17 protein-coding genes, 1 other RNA gene and 1 pseudogene are annotated in these 15,992 nt (G+C 67.7%); 12 read left to right on the forward strand and 7 right to left on the reverse strand.

Annotated features, from left to right (window positions below; genetic code table 11):
* Positions 1–104 precede the first annotated feature (104 nt).
* Positions 105–347 carry a DUF3311 domain-containing protein gene (locus tag GA0070612_RS13825; RefSeq protein WP_088988259.1) on the forward strand — a complete coding sequence of 81 codons (243 nt, stop codon included), beginning with the start codon at positions 105–107 and terminating at the stop codon, positions 345–347.
* Positions 347–1,996 (forward strand): monocarboxylate uptake permease MctP, encoded by a 1,650-nt coding sequence (gene mctP / locus GA0070612_RS13830; RefSeq protein WP_088988260.1) that lies wholly within the window; start codon positions 347–349, stop codon positions 1,994–1,996. The genes GA0070612_RS13825 and mctP overlap by 1 nt, the downstream gene beginning before the upstream one ends.
* Positions 1,997–2,229: 233 nt before the next feature.
* Here the strand turns inward: mctP and GA0070612_RS13835 are convergent, their stop codons facing one another.
* Positions 2,230–2,688: a MarR family winged helix-turn-helix transcriptional regulator gene (locus GA0070612_RS13835; RefSeq protein WP_088988261.1), complete on the reverse strand. Its 459-nt coding sequence runs from the start codon at positions 2,686–2,688 to the stop codon at positions 2,230–2,232.
* Between the two features lie 54 nt (positions 2,689–2,742).
* Between GA0070612_RS13835 and GA0070612_RS13840 the strand changes: the two genes are divergently transcribed.
* Positions 2,743–3,975 (forward strand): MFS transporter, encoded by a 1,233-nt coding sequence (locus GA0070612_RS13840; RefSeq protein WP_088988262.1) that lies wholly within the window; start codon positions 2,743–2,745, stop codon positions 3,973–3,975.
* 109 nt (positions 3,976–4,084) lie between these two features.
* Here GA0070612_RS13840 and GA0070612_RS13845 read toward each other — a convergent pair whose 3' ends face one another.
* Complete coding sequence (locus tag GA0070612_RS13845) at positions 4,085–4,846, reverse strand: sulfite exporter TauE/SafE family protein (RefSeq protein ID WP_088988263.1); 762 nt, start codon at positions 4,844–4,846, stop codon at positions 4,085–4,087.
* 127 nt (positions 4,847–4,973) lie between these two features.
* Here GA0070612_RS13845 and rnpB point away from each other — a divergent pair.
* From rnpB to GA0070612_RS13870, 5 genes are all read left to right on the forward strand, one after another.
* An RNA gene (rnpB, locus tag GA0070612_RS13850) (RNase P RNA component class A) lies at positions 4,974–5,390 on the forward strand.
* Between the two features lie 415 nt (positions 5,391–5,805).
* Positions 5,806–6,021 (forward strand): hypothetical protein, encoded by a 216-nt coding sequence (locus GA0070612_RS13855; protein WP_231924555.1) that lies wholly within the window; start codon positions 5,806–5,808, stop codon positions 6,019–6,021.
* A 729-nt stretch (positions 6,022–6,750) separates the two neighbouring features.
* The gene (locus GA0070612_RS13860) at positions 6,751–7,035 is read left to right on the forward strand and encodes a hypothetical protein (RefSeq protein WP_157742475.1); all 285 of its coding nucleotides are present in this window, start codon (positions 6,751–6,753) and stop codon (positions 7,033–7,035) included.
* Entirely contained in the window at positions 7,032–8,135 is a 1,104-nt protein-coding gene (locus GA0070612_RS13865) for a WXG100 family type VII secretion target (RefSeq protein ID WP_088988266.1), read from the forward strand. Before GA0070612_RS13860 ends, GA0070612_RS13865 begins: the two co-directional genes overlap by 4 nt.
* Complete coding sequence (locus tag GA0070612_RS13870) at positions 8,132–8,431, forward strand: hypothetical protein (RefSeq protein WP_088988267.1); 300 nt, start codon at positions 8,132–8,134, stop codon at positions 8,429–8,431. Before GA0070612_RS13865 ends, GA0070612_RS13870 begins: the two co-directional genes overlap by 4 nt.
* A 249-nt stretch (positions 8,432–8,680) precedes the next feature.
* Here GA0070612_RS13870 and GA0070612_RS13875 read toward each other — a convergent pair whose 3' ends face one another.
* From GA0070612_RS13875 to GA0070612_RS13890, 4 genes and pseudogenes are all read right to left on the reverse strand, one after another.
* Positions 8,681–9,058, reverse strand: a complete 378-nt coding sequence (locus GA0070612_RS13875) for a hypothetical protein (RefSeq protein WP_088988268.1) — start codon at positions 9,056–9,058, stop codon at positions 8,681–8,683.
* Positions 8,970–9,470 (reverse strand): annotated as a pseudogene (locus GA0070612_RS33045) (Imm21 family immunity protein). Before GA0070612_RS33045 ends, GA0070612_RS13875 begins: the two are co-directional and overlap by 89 nt.
* Positions 9,471–9,475: 5 nt before the next feature.
* Positions 9,476–10,306, reverse strand: a complete 831-nt coding sequence (locus GA0070612_RS13885) for an inositol monophosphatase family protein (RefSeq protein WP_088988269.1) — start codon at positions 10,304–10,306, stop codon at positions 9,476–9,478.
* Positions 10,303–11,250: a DUF5919 domain-containing protein gene (locus GA0070612_RS13890; protein WP_088988270.1), complete on the reverse strand. Its 948-nt coding sequence runs from the start codon at positions 11,248–11,250 to the stop codon at positions 10,303–10,305. Before GA0070612_RS13890 ends, GA0070612_RS13885 begins: the two co-directional genes overlap by 4 nt.
* A gap of 212 nt (positions 11,251–11,462) precedes the next feature.
* Between GA0070612_RS13890 and GA0070612_RS13895 the strand changes: the two genes are divergently transcribed.
* Both GA0070612_RS13895 and GA0070612_RS13900 read left to right on the forward strand, forming a co-directional pair.
* Entirely contained in the window at positions 11,463–11,711 is a 249-nt protein-coding gene (locus tag GA0070612_RS13895; protein WP_231924556.1) for a hypothetical protein, read from the forward strand.
* The gene (locus GA0070612_RS13900; protein WP_088988271.1) at positions 11,708–11,959 is read left to right on the forward strand and encodes a hypothetical protein; all 252 of its coding nucleotides are present in this window, start codon (positions 11,708–11,710) and stop codon (positions 11,957–11,959) included. Before GA0070612_RS13895 ends, GA0070612_RS13900 begins: the two co-directional genes overlap by 4 nt.
* Before the next feature lie 62 nt (positions 11,960–12,021).
* Here the strand turns inward: GA0070612_RS13900 and GA0070612_RS13905 are convergent, their stop codons facing one another.
* Positions 12,022–14,817, reverse strand: a complete 2,796-nt coding sequence (locus tag GA0070612_RS13905) for a TIM-barrel domain-containing protein (RefSeq protein ID WP_088988272.1) — start codon at positions 14,815–14,817, stop codon at positions 12,022–12,024.
* Between the two features lie 240 nt (positions 14,818–15,057).
* On the opposite strand from GA0070612_RS13905, the gene GA0070612_RS13910 reads away from it, so the two are divergent.
* Both GA0070612_RS13910 and GA0070612_RS13915 read left to right on the forward strand, forming a co-directional pair.
* Positions 15,058–15,414, forward strand: coding sequence for a hypothetical protein (locus tag GA0070612_RS13910; RefSeq protein ID WP_088988273.1), 357 nt, complete (start codon positions 15,058–15,060; stop codon positions 15,412–15,414).
* Positions 15,411–15,818, forward strand: coding sequence for a MerR family transcriptional regulator (locus tag GA0070612_RS13915; RefSeq protein WP_088988274.1), 408 nt, complete (start codon positions 15,411–15,413; stop codon positions 15,816–15,818). Before GA0070612_RS13910 ends, GA0070612_RS13915 begins: the two co-directional genes overlap by 4 nt.
* Positions 15,819–15,992: the final 174 nt, after the last annotated feature.

The raw sequence follows: 15,992 nt of genomic DNA on the forward strand, positions 1-15,992 counted from the left end.
GGCCGTTCGGCGCAGCACCCTCCGAACGGGTCGCGTGACGGCCGTCACAGGGTCGTAGCCTCCGGCCGTTGCATCGAGAGCCTCGACTACCGGAGGTCTGTCACATGGCTGCACCCGAACCGGAGGCGTCCACGACGGCGCCGACCAGGGCGAAGGACCACAGCCCCTGGAACTGGTTGCTCTTCATTCCCATCGTGGTGCCGCTGGTCCCGGCCTTCTTCAACGGGGACTCGCCCCGGGTCTTCGGGTTCCCGCGCTTCTACTGGCTGCAACTGGCGTTCATCCTGCTCGGCGTCGGCACCACGACGCTGGTGTACCAGATGACCAAGAAGCGGGGTGGCCGCTGATGTGGCGCGACCATCTCACCGAGATCATCGTTTTCACGCTGCTGTTCCTCCTGGTCAGCGCGATGGGTTTCGTCGCCGCCCGCTGGCGGGCCCCGAAGGACATGGCGCACCTGGACGAGTGGGGCCTGGGCGGGCGCAGCTTCGGCGGCTGGATCACCTGGTTCCTGGTCGGCGGCGACCTCTACACGGCGTACACCTTCGTGGCGGTGCCGGCCCTGATGTTCGGGGCGGGCGCGGCCGGGTTCTTCGCCGTGCCGTACACCATCGTGATCTATCCGTTGGTGTTCCTGGTGCTGGTCCGGCTCTGGTCGGTGTCGCACCGGCACGGGTTCGTCACGCCTGCCGACTTCGTCCGTAAGCGTTTCGACTCGCCGGTGCTGGCCCTGCTGATCGCGATCACCGGCATCGTGGCCACCATGCCGTACATCGCGTTGCAGCTGGTCGGCATCGAGGCGGTGCTCAAGACGATGGGTGTCACCGGCGACAACGCGCTGGCCCGGCACCTGCCGATCATCATCGCGTTCGCGATCCTGGCCGCGTACACGTACCAGTCCGGGCTGCGCGCGCCGGCGCTGATCGCGTTCGTCAAGGACAGCCTGATCTACATCGTCATCCTGGTGGCGGTCATCTACCTGCCGTACAAGCTGGGCGGTTGGGGTGACATCTTCGCCGCGGCGGACGCGAAGTTCGACGCCTCGCCCAACCCGAACGACGGCATCCTGCTCAACGGCAACAACCAGCTTCAGTACATCACGCTGGCGTTCGGTTCGGCGTTGGCGCTCTTCCTCTACCCGCACAGCATCACCGGTGTGCTGGCCAGCCGGAACCGCGACGTGATCAAGCGGAATATGTCGGCGCTGCCCGCGTACAGCCTGCTGCTCGGGTTGATCGCCCTGCTCGGTTACATGGCCATCGCGGCCGGGGTGAAGCCGCTGCCGGGGGCTTCCGCCGGGTCGGTGGACAACAACACCGTCGTGCCGCTGCTGTTCGACCAGCAGTTCCCGGACTGGTTCGCCGGGGTCGCGTACGCGGCGATCGGCATCGGCGCGCTGGTGCCGGCGGCGATCATGTCGATCGCGGCGGCGAACCTGTTCACCCGCAACATCTACAAGGAGTACCTGAAGCGGGACGCCTCACCGGCCCAGGAAGCCAACGTCTCGAAGATCACCTCACTGGTGGTGAAGGTCGGCGCGGTGGCCTGCATCGTCTTCCTCGACCCGCAGTTCTCCATCGACCTCCAGCTCATCGGTGGCGTGATCATCCTGCAGACGCTGCCGGCGGTGGCGCTGGGCCTCTACACCCGCTGGTTCCACCGCACCGGCCTGATCGTCGGCTGGGTGGCCGGCATGGGGCTGGGCATGTGGATGCTCTACCAGGTGGCCAGCCCGACCCGGAAGCACTTCGGTGGCTCGGCGTTCCCGCTGTCCGAGTTCGGCTTCGACACCACCAAGACGATCTATGTCGGCATCGTGGCGGTGGCGGTCAACCTGGCCGTCGCTGCGCTGGTGACGCTGGCGCTGCGGGCCGCGAAGGCGGACGACGGAGTCGACGGCACCGAGCCGGACGACTACTTCGCCGACGAGGGCGACCCCCGCATCACCCCCGGCCCCGACCGCGACGCCGACTCGGCCCGCGAACCGGTCGCCTGACCGCTGATACGCCCGGGTGCCGACGTCGGTCGGTGCCCGGGCGTATCGGTGTCCAGGGCCGTCGTCGGCGGGCCGGCGTCGTCGTGGCGTGGTCGTCAGCGGGGTGGGCGTCGTCGTGGCGTGGTCGTCGTGGGGGTCGTTGTCGCGGAGCGGCGAGGTAGTTTCAGGCGCTGTCGAGCTGATGTCGCAAACGAATCATGCGCCCTCCGACATCGGCAGCGGGGGTTGCGGCTTCAGCGGGGGCGGTTGCGGTTGACCAGGGCCTGGTTGAGGCGACCCAGCAGGGCCGCGAGCGTGTCCCGGTCCTCGCTGCTCCAGTCGGCGAGCATGTCGCCGTAGAGCCGGGTGCGGGCGGCCTGCACGGCGGCCATCCGCTGGAGACCGGCCGAGGTGGGGGAGATGACCGTGCCGCGGCCGTCGGACGGGTCGGGGGTACGGGTGATCAGGCCGTCGCGCTGAAGCGCGGACACCTGCCGGGTGACCGTGGAGCCGTCCAGGTTGAGGCAGGCGGCGAGCGCGGAGACGTTCTGCGGGCCGGCGTCGGCCAGGTGCCGCAGGATCACGTACGCCGCCCGGTCGAGCACCCGGTGCTCGGCGGTGCCGGTGGCCCGCCGGGTCGCCTCGCCGAAGCGCATCAGCAGGGCCACCTCGGTCTCGATGCGGCCCAGGGTGATCTCGTCGTCCTCGCTCATAGCTGTATGATACAGGATAAGTACCTGTACGATACAGCTAATTGAGGAGTCGGAGTGGATCGGCGTTCCGAACCGAACCGCAGTGCCATCTACGCCACCACACTGGTGGCCTTCCTCGCCATCGCCGGCATCGCCGTCGTCGACCCGATCCTGCCCGCTATCGGCGACGCGATCGGCGTCACCGCGTGGCAGGTCGAGTTGCTGTTCACCGCGTACATCGCGGTCATGGCCGTCGGCATGATCCCGGCGACGCTGGCCAGTGGCCGGTTCGGCTTCAAGCCGGTGCTCATCACCGGTGTCTCGGTGGTCGGCGTCGCCGCGATCCTCGCCTCGTTCAGCGACACCATCGTGCAGCTCTCCGTGCTGCGCGGCATCTGGGGGCTGGGCAACGCGATGTTCTTCGCCACCGCCATGGTGGTGCTGGTCAACCTGGCCGTCGACCGGGAGTGGGTGGTCGGCCTCTTCGAGACCGCCCTCGGTCTCGGCTTCGCCGTCGGCCCGCTCATCGGTGGCCTGCTCGGCGAGGTCAGCTGGCGGCTGCCGTTCTTCGTCTGCGGCGTCTTCATGGTCCTCGCCCTCGGCGTGGCCTCCCGCAAGCTCCGCGAACCCGCCAACCGCCAACCTCCGGTACGCGTCGGCCAGATCTTCGCCACGTTCCGCCGGCCGGCGTTCATCGCCCTCTGCGCGGTGACCGCCGCGTACAACTTCGTGTTCTTCGTGGTCCTCGGCTACACGCCGCTCTTCCTCAAGCTGGACATCATCCCGCTGGGGCTGGCGTTCACCGGCTGGGGCCTCGGCCTGGCCGCCGGCATCCTGGTGATCGGCCACCGGCTGGCCCACCGCATCGGCGCCGTGCAGACCGTCGGCGTGGCCATCGCCGGGCTGCTGGTCTGCATGGTCCTCTTCGCCACCTCCACCGGCACCGCCGAGTCGCTCGTCGTGCTGGTGCTCGCCGGACTCTGCATGGGCATGGCCAACGCCAACCTCACCGACCTGGCCCTCGGCCTCGGCTCCAACGACCGGCGGGTCGCCACCGGCGCGTTCAACCTGGTCCGCTGGGGCGCCGCCGCACCAGCGCCGATCATCTCCGGCAAGCTCGCCGAACACTCACTGGCCCTGCCGTTCTGGGTGGGCTTCGGAGTGCTCGCCGTCGGTGTCCTCGTCTACCTGGCCTTCGCGCACGTGATGGCCGCCGGCTACGGCGAGCGGGTCCTCTGGTCCCGCTGGAACCGCGCCGCCGCCGACACCGAGAAGACCGCCGAGGAGCCGGTGGGAGAGGCCTACTGACCCCGGTTCGTTTTCAAGATCCACACGCTTTACCGGGAAACCGCTGCTTCAACGCGCGCTGATGCAACGGTTTCGCGGTAAGCCGCGAGGATCTTGGCGTCGGGCGGGGTCAGTTCAGGGCGCGGTAGAGCAGGTAGAGGCCGATCGTCGTACCGAACACCACGATCATCGTCTTGAGCACCACCGGCGGCAGCCGACGGACGAGCCGCGCGCCCGCGTACCCCCCGATGAGGGTGGCCGGCGCGACCACCGCGACGGCCGCCCAGTTCACCGGGCCGAACAGGGCGAACACCACGAGCGTCGTCAACCCCACCACGGCGGACAGCAGATTCTTGATCGCGCTCACCCGCGCCAGGGTCGCGTCCAGCACCAGGGCCAGTCCGGCGACCAGCATCACCCCGAGGGCCGCGCCGAAATACCCGCCGTACACCGCGCCGAGCGCGACCATCGTCTGCACCGCGACCGTCCGCTGGCGTGGCGACAGGTCCCGGGGGTGACCGACCAGCCGGCGCAGCGGGTCCTGGAAGGCCAGGACCGCTGTCGCGCCGAGAACCAGAAAGGGTACGACCAGCTCGAACGCGCGGGCCGGCGTGGCCAGCAGCAGCAACGCCCCGATAATCGTGCCGACGATCGTGGTCGGCACCAGTGTGGCCAGGGCACGGGGGCGCGGCAGGTCCTGCCGGCTGCCCGCCACGCTGGCCACGTACCCGGGGAAGACCGCCACCGAGTTGCTGACGTTCGCCGGCACTGGGGGCAGACCGACCGCGATCATCGCCGGAAAGGTGATCAACGAGCCACCACCGGCCACCGCATTGACAGTGCCAGCGGCGAGACCGGCGGCGAGCAGCAGCGCGGCGTGGGAGAGATCCATAGCCCCACGAGGCTAGCTGCCGCCTTCCGGGGCGGCTCCGCCGGACCGCCCGTGAGCTGCGCGATCTTGGTCCGGCGGGGTGGCAATACCGGCCGCACGCTCGTCGTTAGGATGGGAGCGCGACGGACGAGTCGACCGGGCGGTCGCGTCGGCGGGCTCCGGCCCGCCGCCGAGGAACGTCCGGACTCCACAGGGCAGGGTGGTTGTTAACGGCAACCCGGGGCGACCCGCGGGACAGTGCCACAGAAAACAGACCGCCGACCCCCAACGGGGACGGTAAGGGTGAAACGGTGGGGTAAGAGCCCACCAGCACCCCGGGTGACCGGGGTGGCTCGGTAAACCCCGCCCGGAGCAAGGCCAAGCAAGGGCCGTCACCGCAAGATGGCGACCCGGCGCAGACGCTTGAGGGCTGCCCGCCCGATGTCTGCGGGTAGGCCGCTGGAGCCTGCCGGCAACGGCAGGCCGAGATGGATGGCCGCCGCCGGCGCGGATCCTTCGGGGTACGCGTCGCGCACAGAATCCGGCGTACAGGTCGACTCGTCCGTCGCCCACCAGCTCAGAGCCGCGATCCAGGCTCTGAGCTGGTTCTATGTCCGGGCGTCGATGGTCGTTCATGGTCAACATTGGGCGGCGTTTGACGCCCTGACGACGCCCTGACGCCCTGGAGACGCCCTGAGCGTCGGCTCAGTTGGCCTCGTCTCGGGTCGGTCAGGCTGTGCCGCTGTGGGGCCTTTCCGGGCCGGCGCTCATTGATCCCGGAGTCGGGCCGGTGGCTGTGGGGGAGGGTCGGGCACCTCCTGGCGGTGGAGCGGGTGCCGCTACCCGGTGACCCGGTGGCAAGCCAGTCCCGGGGTTGGACTGGCGCGGCAGCCGGAAGCCCTGACGCACGACCAGGCCGACCCGCTGGCTTCCGTCGCGTGCTTCGGTGATCCCATTCGTGGATGAGGTGGGACGAGTGCGTGCCGGAGCTGCTGGAGCACCTGGGGGAGATGGGCCTGGTCGCGCTCGTCAAGATTGACGGGGAGCGGGAGCGCAAGCCCTGGACCGTGGTGATCTCGGGTCAGCGGCTCGACGGCGCGTCGATCAGGGTCGACGGCCACAGCCTCGACTACTGCCTGAAGCATGCGGTTGCCGCGCTTCACGACCGCTTCCCGGATGAACTCGGGCTGAGCTGAGATCCGACCCGTGGGGCGGTGTCCCGGCGGCTGTCGGTGGCTCACCGCCCCGGCGCCGTAGGCGGCCGGGGCGGCTTGCCGCCGGCCGGGCTTGCCGCCCTGCACCGCGCGGAGCGCGGTGCCTTGATTCAAAACAGAGAAATTCGGCAGCAGAGACCGATCCGCGACCGATCCGCGACCGATCCCTGAGGCGGAAGGCCGTGACCGGCGACTCGTTCGCCTGAGCGATTCATCCGCGAGGTTCGCTCGCGCCTGAGACCTCGGGCAGCTGTCCGTGGTCTACCTGTTGGCAGCCGCCCTCGTCCCCGTCCGTTGCTGTCTCCGCTGCCGTCAATGCTGCTGCCGCAGACGGTTTAGGAAGGGTCTAGCGCCTACTGACGCACACCCTGCTCTACCAGGGCGTATACGCGAACGACTCTCTGTCGTGCGCATGATCATTCCGCACATGTTCCGGATCTTGGCCGTCCGGTGGCACGCCCTCGCCGGATCTCTAGGCGGTATGGTGCCTAGCCTTCTCGTGCCTCTCGTCGGACAACTTCAGGGACCGCGAGCCCCCCTCATCCTTACCGTCCTCGCTGCCCTGAGCCGCGTATCTAGGGACAGCCTAAATCGCCGGGTGGTTGCTATCGTCGCGGCATGGTTGCGGGGAGTAACAAGGGTCGACGCAAGTCGCGCAGGTCGATGTCTGCGGAAGATCGTGTGCAGTCGGAGCGGGACGTCCGAGGTGCGGTGTCCGACTTCCAGGAAACGGCCTACGGCAACCTGCGCGCCGCCATCGCCAACGTCGCGATCTTCTTCGGCTTTGTCGGCGTATTCGGGATCGTCGTCGGGGCGGCAGACGGGCTACGCCTGATTCCGATGAGTGTCCTCGTCCTCGCCGGGCTGGTCGGCGCTGCTTATTACCCCACCCGGGGGCAGTGGAAGACGACTGTCAGGCTCCTGGTGGCATCAAGCGCGCTCGTGGTGATCGGACTGGTCGGCCTCGTCCTAGTAGCCACGGTCGTGGAGCCGTGAGCTTCACCGTCGAACCATTTGCGCTGGCCAACTACGCCCGACAACTGGACCGCGCAAGCGGCGACTCGTGCGCCATCACGGGCTACATCGGCACTCACAACAAGGACGCTACCGGCGGTGAATTGATCGCCATCGCCGCCGACGGGCACCGGCACGCCGTCACCGTCATCTCTGACACGATGCGACGGCTGACCACCCTGCTGGACGCCTCCGGTCCCGAACTGGTCGCGGCCTCGATGTACTACCGGCTGAACGACCTCGCCACCGCAGCGAGCCTTGATCGCACGCTCCCCGGCGCTGCTCCATGCCAACCGCCCACCCCGCTGGAACAAGAACTCACCACGCTCGTCTGCCTCCCACCGCCCTTCATCGACATCCGGGATGTCACCGCGAGCCTGATCCCGCCCCCAGAACCGGCAAACCCGCCCAACGCCCTCGGCTGGATGGACAACATCAGCCCTACGTCCTGGGCCATGCAGGGCTTCGACGTCGTCTTCGGCTTCGACCCCATCTCCTGGCTACAGGAGCGCCTGTTCGGCAACTGGGAAGCACTCGCCACCATGCAACCCGTCCTCACCAACGTCGGCTCCGCGCTACACGACCTGGCCCTCAACACCCAGACCGGCGCTGCCACCCTTCGGCAGACGTGGCAGGGACAGGCAGGAGACGCCGCCTACAGCTACTTCACACAACTCTCCAGCGCCACTGCCTCACTGCGCGGACCGCTCAACGACATCGGCAACGAGTACAAGGCCATGGCCGACTCCATCTGGTCCATCAGCGAAGCCATCGGCGGCATCATCAAGGGCCTCATCGACGCCGCAATCATCGCCGGCATCGCCGCCGCTGCCGGGACAGCGACCTCCGCAACAGGCGTCGGCGCTATCGTCGGCTACGGCGTCGCCGCCGCCGAAGTCGCCTACATGCTCAAGCTGTGGAGCCAGGCCACCCAGCTCTACCAACACGCAAGCGCCGCCGTCCTCGCATTCCGGTCCGCACTAACACACAGACTCAGCGACCTCGAAAACGTCAAGCTGCCCACGCTGCCTGGCAGCAGCGGATACGACCATCCTCTAGCATCGCCCGGGATCATCCAGTGAGCGACCTCTCCGACATCACCAACGGGGACCCGCGTCGTCTCCGTGGGTTACGCGACAACCTCGACCGGCTCGCCAACTCCCCGCAGCCCGAACTGCGCGAGATGGCACGCGCCGTGCTTGACGGTGAGCTGACGCTACGGACAGCGGCCCTGAGCAGTGCCTACGCTCCGGCCCTCGGCGACGCCTTCAACGAGTTCTGGACGTACTACAGCCAGCTCAGCCCACACGGACGCAGCGAACTTGAAGCCAGCGCCTACACCTATCAGACGTCCACCGAGCAGGATCCGGATACCTAGCGGCCGTACCGCTCAACACCAGACGCTGACAACTCGCTTACAAGCTCGGTGCAGGTCGTCCGGCGTCGTCTGTCCGCCTTCGCGACCTCGGGCGATTGTCCGCACTCGTGCGCCGGCGGGCGTCCTCGTCCGGGCAGGTTGCTGTCACCGTTGCTGTCGAAGCTACCCCTGGCCGCGTGCATCGGGCACGGAGCGGGCAGGAGCAAAGTCCTTCCGAGGGTCACGTCCCGTCTCGAGCTGCGGCACAGGTCAGTCGCCTTTTTGGGCCTCGCCTGTGTCCTCTGCCGGGAAGTCTGAGATGGTCGTCAAGAACTCGCTGGACACGAAGTACGGGTTGTTGGGATCGCTCAGGACTTCGATGAGGATCGCATCGCCGTCGCACTCAAGAACTCGGTACTCGTCACCAGCACTGAGCTTCAAGCCGCTGCCGTCCTCACCGTCGGTGACGACCCTGAAGAGCTGGCCCTTCGTCGCGCATGGCGTGTTCCTCTTCTTGAGCGCGGCTAGGGACGCCTTGAATGCCTTCTTGCCACCCGCTTCAGCGGTCCGACCGATGAGGTACCCACTGCCGAGAGTCGCGAACAGAAGCCCCACTGGCCCACCGACCTTCTTGGCGATGGTCGTCATCAGTTGGTACTTCCCTAGATTGCCAGATGCCACATTGCGCCCAGTCGACGGCAGGGTCGTCGAGGATGGACTTCGCGACGTTGATCAGCTCAGCCTCGGAGTTGGCGCCGAGCCAACGGACGAACGTCCGCCGGTCGGGCAGATAGCAGGTTCTGGCGGGTTCGTCCGCCAAGACAAGTCCTTACCGGCCGCTGCTACCGATAGCGATCACACCTGCCAGGCCATCAACCTCGCAGGCGCGGGCGTAGTCATCCAGGGCGTCTCCGGTATCCGCGATCGTCCCGGCGGACGTGCAGCCACCCCACTCGCTCAACACCGAAACCGGTACCACGAGCAAAGGACCGCCCAACGACTCGACCCAAGCGGGGGAGGACTCCACCGAAGGCGTCGAGGTGGACCAGATGGCTTCCATACCGCTCAGTCTCCCGGCCGACCAGCGACGATGTGAGCTTGCGGGGAAGAGAGAGCTTGCTGGACGAGCGCGAGGACGAGCGGAAGAACCTGATCGTTTCCACCGACCGTCGCAGTGGAGTCTGCACTGTGTGGCGTCCCGTCGACGTCGACCAACTGGACGCCGGACTCCTTTGCGATCACGACGCCCGCAGCCGTGTCCCACGGCTTGTTGTTCAGCATGATGAAAGCATCGATCTTGCCATGGGCCAGCCATGCCAGGTCGATTGCGGCCGATCCGTGCATGCGGATCCGTTGAACATTCCGCACTAGTTGATGCGTGATAGCGAGCCGCTGAACATTCTTGGCTGCCGCATCAGGTCCTACAGCGTAGTCTCCAATAGCGACGACGGAATCTTGCAAATCCTCTGTCTGACTGCAATAGATGCGCTCTCCGTTGGCGAAAGAACCGCACCCTTCGGCGGCTTGATAACGAGTGCCCAGGAATGGTAGATCAATGATGCCTAGGACTGACCTTTTCTTGTGGATGAGGCCGAGAGAGATGGCGCACAGGGGTGAGCCGTGCACGAAATTGACGGTGCCGTCCACTGGATCCAGTGCCCACATGAGTTCCGTGGCATCGCCGCTCAGGCCGTGTTCCTCGCCGAGGAAGCCGATGTCGGGTGCCCTGGCAGCCAGGAGTTCGCGGACCTGTTGCTCGATGGCGAAGTCCACCTCGGATGCCATGTCGCGGTCACCCTTGCTGGTGAGGGTGCCAGGCTGAAGGGTCCGCATGATGTGATGCGCCAAGTCGACAGCCTCGTTGGCCAGAGGCAGAAGGTCTGCGAAGTTGCTCATAGCTCGCGGCTGCGTTCCCACAGCGAGGTGAACATCCCGTCGAACACCGTGTAGAGGCCGGGAGTGATAGCGGTGCGCTCGACGACCATCGTCGGGGAGTCAACTCCGCGTATCTGCGGTAGGTAGTGCTGGACAACGCAGAGCCGGTCGTCAATTAGGAGCACGTTGGCACGGACGGTTTCGTCGTACACGCGGATGGCCAGGCGCTCGTGGGCATCGGCTGGAAGCCGATTGCGGATGCGCCCGGCGAGGTTCTGGATGTTGAGTTCGGTGAGCGCGCTGAGGTGACCGTCTGGATAGTCGTCCTCACGCTCTTGCCTCTTAATTGCGTCGCCAGCAGGGTCAAGAAACAGGCAGCGGAGGTGGGTGCCGGCGGCCAGGAGTTTGAGGAGTTGGTTGTCGGCATACTGCTGGCAGAGGATGTTGAGCGACAGGCCGGCGGCCCGGATGTCCGTAGCGCCGTCGAAGAGGACGTGTGGTGGCATCTTCGCGGTGAACTCAGACCGGCTCAAGTAGATCGCGGTGACGTCGGAACACCACTCCCGGGCATCTTCGTCAACCGACCGGCCGCGGTCGGCGCATCCTGCCTGGGCGGACACTACCCGTGTGCGATTGCCGCCGTCGCCGTCAGGACGGGGCGTGGCCTGGGATGGGTGCTCACCAAGCAGCAGTGTCATTCGCGCATGACCGGGCATGGCAAGGCCGGTGCAGATGCGGGTTAGTACGTCGATGCTGCTGACCCGACGGGTACCGCTGATGATCTCGCTGATCTGAGCCTGACTGAGACCCGTGGCAACGCCGAGGTGGGTTTGGCTGGCGCGGGTTGCGCGCTGGACCAAGCGGAAGACGCGCGCAATGTCGCGGGCGGCCAAAGCGTCGATCATGTCGGTGGTGTCCCAGAGTGAAGGAGGCACGGTGAACGCTGTGGCTGCCCTGACGCTCATGCGTGTGGCTCCTTCCCAAACCTGGGTGGTGGCCAGCTTATCCGGTGGTCATATAGCCGGAACTGATCGACATCCAACGTGGATGAAAGTTATCCGCCCGGTTACTACCCGCTGTGATGGATGGGCGGTTGCTGCGCCTGACAGGTTCGGGGCATGTCAGGAGAGGGATCAGCTAAGCGGACCATCTGGCGGGGGTCGCGGTGATCGGGACGATGGCGGCCGGTGACGTGGTCTGCCTGACCACCGCGGCGAGCGTGCAGTTTCTGCGCCCGATCGTCGTGCGCGTCATCCGTGAGTTGCCTGAGCGGCACACGTACCACGGGTGGGTCTGGATTGAGGGTTACCAGCTGAACGCGGCGGGCGACGCTGTCGCGCGGCGCGAGTTGTTCGTGATGCGTGCGGGCGTGCGGATGCAGGCCCTGCCGGTCAGACGCCGCCGACGTCCGGTGCCTGTCGGATGACAGCGCACCTGCCGATGCGCCCGGCGTGGTTGTGCCGCAACTGCGCCGCGCCCTGGCCGTGCGGTAGGGCTCGGCTCGATCTCGCGACGGAGTTCTACGGTCATTCGATCGCGCTGGCGTTCTACCTGGCCGCGTCGATGCAGGAGGCGATCGACGACGTGTATGGCCTGGGGCTGCGCCCGGACCTGTCCGCGCTGCACGGCCGGTTCCTCGGCTGGCTGTCGCTGGCCCGCCGGCCACATCGATAGCCAGGAACGGAACCGGCCGGGTGGGTCGCCCCCACCCGGCCGGCAACCGGATCCCTGAAACCTCAGTGCTTCTTGAACACCGGCATGGTGTCGAGCGTGGTGGTGATGTTCTGCGTGGTGCCGCCCCGGTACGTCTTCCCGGTGAAGATGTCGGTCCAGCTGTTGCCTGGCGGGAACCACACCGACGTGGTGGCGGTGTCGCCCGGCGTCGTCACCGGTGCCACCAGGTAGTCCGGGCCGTAGAGGTACTGGGAACCGGCGGTGGCGTACGCGGCCTGCTCGTTCGGGTACGCGAGGTACATCGAGCGGACGATGGGCATACCCGTGCGGGTGGCCTCCTTGGCGGCCGCGTAGGTGTACGGCTGTAGTTCCTTGCGCAGGTTGAGGAACTTCTTGGCCGACGCGTTGGCCGCCGGGCCGTACTGCCAGGGCAGCCGGTCGCTGTGGTTGGAGTGCAGCCGGTCGATCGGCTGGAACGTGCCGAACTGGACCCACCTGGCGTAGAGGTCGTCGGGGAGCTTGGTGCTGCCCGGTTCGGTGCCCGGCTCCTGGAGGCCGCCGGTGTGCCCGCCGATGTCGTGGCTGACCGCGGCCAGGCCGGTCGCGGCGGACTCACCCGGCGTGTAGCCGACCTCCATCTGGAGGGTCGACCAGTCACTGGTGGTGTCGCCGGTGAAGTGCAGCGTGGTGCGCTTGTCGGCCCACGGGCCGGTGGACACCGGGGTCGGGCTGCTGTAGCCGCCGGCCTGCAATGAGCCGTACGCCCGGGAGAAGGCGAAGCCGGTCTTGTCGGCGTACTGCTGGTTGATCCACGCGTCGCCGGTCACCCCGGCGAGCGAGGACTTGGTGTTGTCGCAGCACCAGTCCAGCCACCACAGGTCCGGGCCCTTGCTGCCCTTCGGGAGCATCCCGTCGTGGAGCTGCATGTACGCCTTGAGCTGGTCAGGGTCGCCGAAGTCGAAGGTGTAGCAGTCGGGGCCGCCGTTGCAGCCGACGCGTTGCAGCTTGCCCTTGGCGGTGGCCTGCGCCTGCGCGAACGTCGGGTCCGAACCGAGGATGCTCGGGTGGATGTTGATGCCGGTGTGCAGGCCCTGCTTCTTCGCCCAGGCGAAGAACGCCTTCGGGTCGGGGATCCGGGTGGGGTCGATGCTCCACCCGTTCCACTTGTCCGGCGCCTTGACGTCGGTGTCGAGGACAAGAACATCAAGGGGTACGCCTTCGGCCTTCGCCCGGGCCACCAGGTCCTGGAACTCGGTGGCGGTGCGGTCGTAGTACTCGGAGTACCACACCCCGTACGCCCACTGGGGCAGCAGCTTGGTGGGCCCGGTCAGCGTCGACAGGTCCTTGAGCCCACGGGTGAAGTCCTGCCCGTACGCGAAGACGTAGCCGTCCTGCTCCGGGTGGGGCCGGGGCTTGGTGGTGCGCAGGGCCGAGGCCGAGTCGTCGAGGAGGTACCAGCCGTCCTGGTAGAGCAGGCCCGGCGCGGTGAGCGCGGAACCCGTCACGCCGTCCAGGCCGCGGCGGTAGCCGCCGAGCGGCGCGTGCGGGGCGAGCAGCGGGGAATCCTTGCCGGTGACGGCGACCGTGTCCACGTTGACGTTGCAGCTGGCGTCCGTGGGGCAGCCCAACGTCACGGTGTTGGTGCCGCGGTCGAGGCGGACCGGGACGGAGACGGTGTTCCAGTAGTCCCACCCGCTGGTCGGCGGAAGGGCCGCCGTGACCGGTGCCGCCGTTCCGGCCGTGACTGACATGGTGCGCGCCTGGCTCGGCTGGGAGCCGGCCTGGCCGTTGGCGTACCGGATCTGCACCCGGTAGTCACCCGCCGACGGGACGTCGGTCACGGTGAGCGCCACGGCGGCGGACGTGTTTTCCAGACCGGCCAGGAATCCCGTACCGGAAGCGCCGTTGTGGTCGTTCGCGGGCCGTGCGCCGCCGGTCAGGGCGCCGGTCTCGGCCTCGCCGAGGGTGCCGAACCGTATGGGCTGCGGCTGGGGTGGGGTCGGTGCCGGGAACGGGTCACCCGGGTTGACCACGGCGAGGCTGTCGATGTTCACGTTGCCGGAGTCGTCGGGGCCCCGTACGACGCTGATCTCGTGCCGGCCCGCGGTGAGGTCGACCGGCACGCTGGCCAGGCCCCAGGTGTCCCAGTTCGTGGTGGGCGGCAGCGTCAGCGTGCGGCCGGCGTCGCCGTCGACCCGTACCGTCAGGGTGCGGGCCACGTTCTGGCCGTCGCCGCCGGTGCTGTTGGCGTAGCGGACGGTGAGCTGCTTCGTGCCGGCTGCCGGGGCGTCGAGCGCGAAGGTGACCGAGTCGCCGGCCGAGGCGAAGCCCGCCGCGAAGCCGCGTCCGGTGTGCCCCTGGTGGTCGGTGGCCACGCCGGGGCCGTTGAGCTGTAGCGACTCGGCCTCGCACAGTGCGCCGAACACGCAGGCCGGCGCGGTGTGCCCGGCCCAGGGTCGGCCCTGCACGGTCTGCTTGCCGGCCTTGAGCTGCACGGTCAGGTTGTCGGCGGTGAACGCGCCCGAGCCGACCTGGTAGCGCACCGTCATCGCGCCGGTGTCGATGGTGAGCCAGCCGTGGTCGACGTGCGTGGTGAAACGCGTACGGGGGAAGTCGTCGCGCCCGATGGCGTTGAAGGTGGCGGCGTCGGTGAATTTGCCGTCCTTCTGGTACTCGGTGCGGATCAGGGTCGGGGACAGCACCTCGAAACGTGCGTCGCCCGAGCGAACAGCCCCGTCTTGCGCCTTGTGACGGCTGGCCTGCGCCGGCGCGGACGGAGCGAGTGCCAGCCCGGTGATGAGGATGCCGGCTGCGGCGGCTGCCGTCGCCCGACGGTGCGGTGAGTTCCGATAGAGCAAGATGCGCTCCTCGTCTCATATGGAGGAAATGAGTCGATGACAACGCTGTCACTCGCGCGAAACGCATGTCAACTGCCGTCGGGGGGTGTCCCTTCTCTCTCTTCCGCCGCCTGCCGTACACCACCGGCGGGCGCTGCTGCAACGGGTCACGACGACGGATCGATGCGTTAGCGGCCGGTGCGCGGACTACCGCACACTGGGCTTGCAACCGATACCGGGGTACGGGCTTACCGTCGGGCTATGAGTGACCACCACATCGCGACGGATGACGCCTGGGTGCCGGAGACCTGCACCCTGCCGACGGCTGAACGGCCGCTGCGGCTCGCCGAGTTCGACCGGTTCTTCACCGAGGCGGTGCGGGGCCTCGAACGGCTGTCGGCCCAGCATCTGCGGTTACATCTCGACGGCGGTACGCAGGTCGAAGAGGCGGCGCGTGACCTGACGGCCCGGGAGTCGTCCTGCTGCTCGTTCTTTACCTTCGGTCTCTCCCGGGCTGACGCGGGTTTGCTGTCGCTGGACGTTCGGGTCTCGGCGGCCCACGTCGACGTGCTCGACGCCCTCGTCGAGCGGGCCGTGTCTGTTCGGGACCATCGGTGACCGGACCGGGAATGCGCAGCGGGCAACTGGCCGACGCGGCCGGAGTCAACCAGCAGACGTTGCGCTACTACGAGCGGCGCGGCCTGCTCGACCCGCCCCAGCGGTCACCGGGTGGGCACCGGCTCTACCCAACCGAGGCGGTCACCCTGCTGCGAGTCATCAAGACCGCGCAGCGTCTGGGCTTCACCCTCAACGAGGTCGCCGATCTGCTCGATGCCTTCAGGCGTCGGCGGTCCGGCGCTGGTTTACAGGCGCGTGCCAGCGACAAGCTGACAGAGGTCGAGCAGAAGCTGGCGGACCTAACCGTCATCCGCGACACCCTGCGGGCCGCCATCTCGGCCGGCTGCGACGATCTGATCGCCTGCGCCGGGACCTCCTGCTGCCCGCTGCCCTTTGCCGAGTGAACGGATCGGAGGTTCACCGCCGCGCGTTGACCCGGCAGACGCGGCCCGCCCGCCGGACGGCCGTGGCCGTGGCCGTGTGGGTTCGAACTCAAGCGAAGGGCAAGGGGATCAGCAACAGGTCACTAACCGTCATCAGTCTGTGACGTGGTTGGGGTCGGAGATTGACGCGGTGCT

The sequence above is a fragment of the Micromonospora chokoriensis genome (assembly GCF_900091505.1).
In the GTDB taxonomy this organism is placed as follows: Bacteria; Actinomycetota; Actinomycetes; order Mycobacteriales; family Micromonosporaceae; genus Micromonospora; species Micromonospora chokoriensis.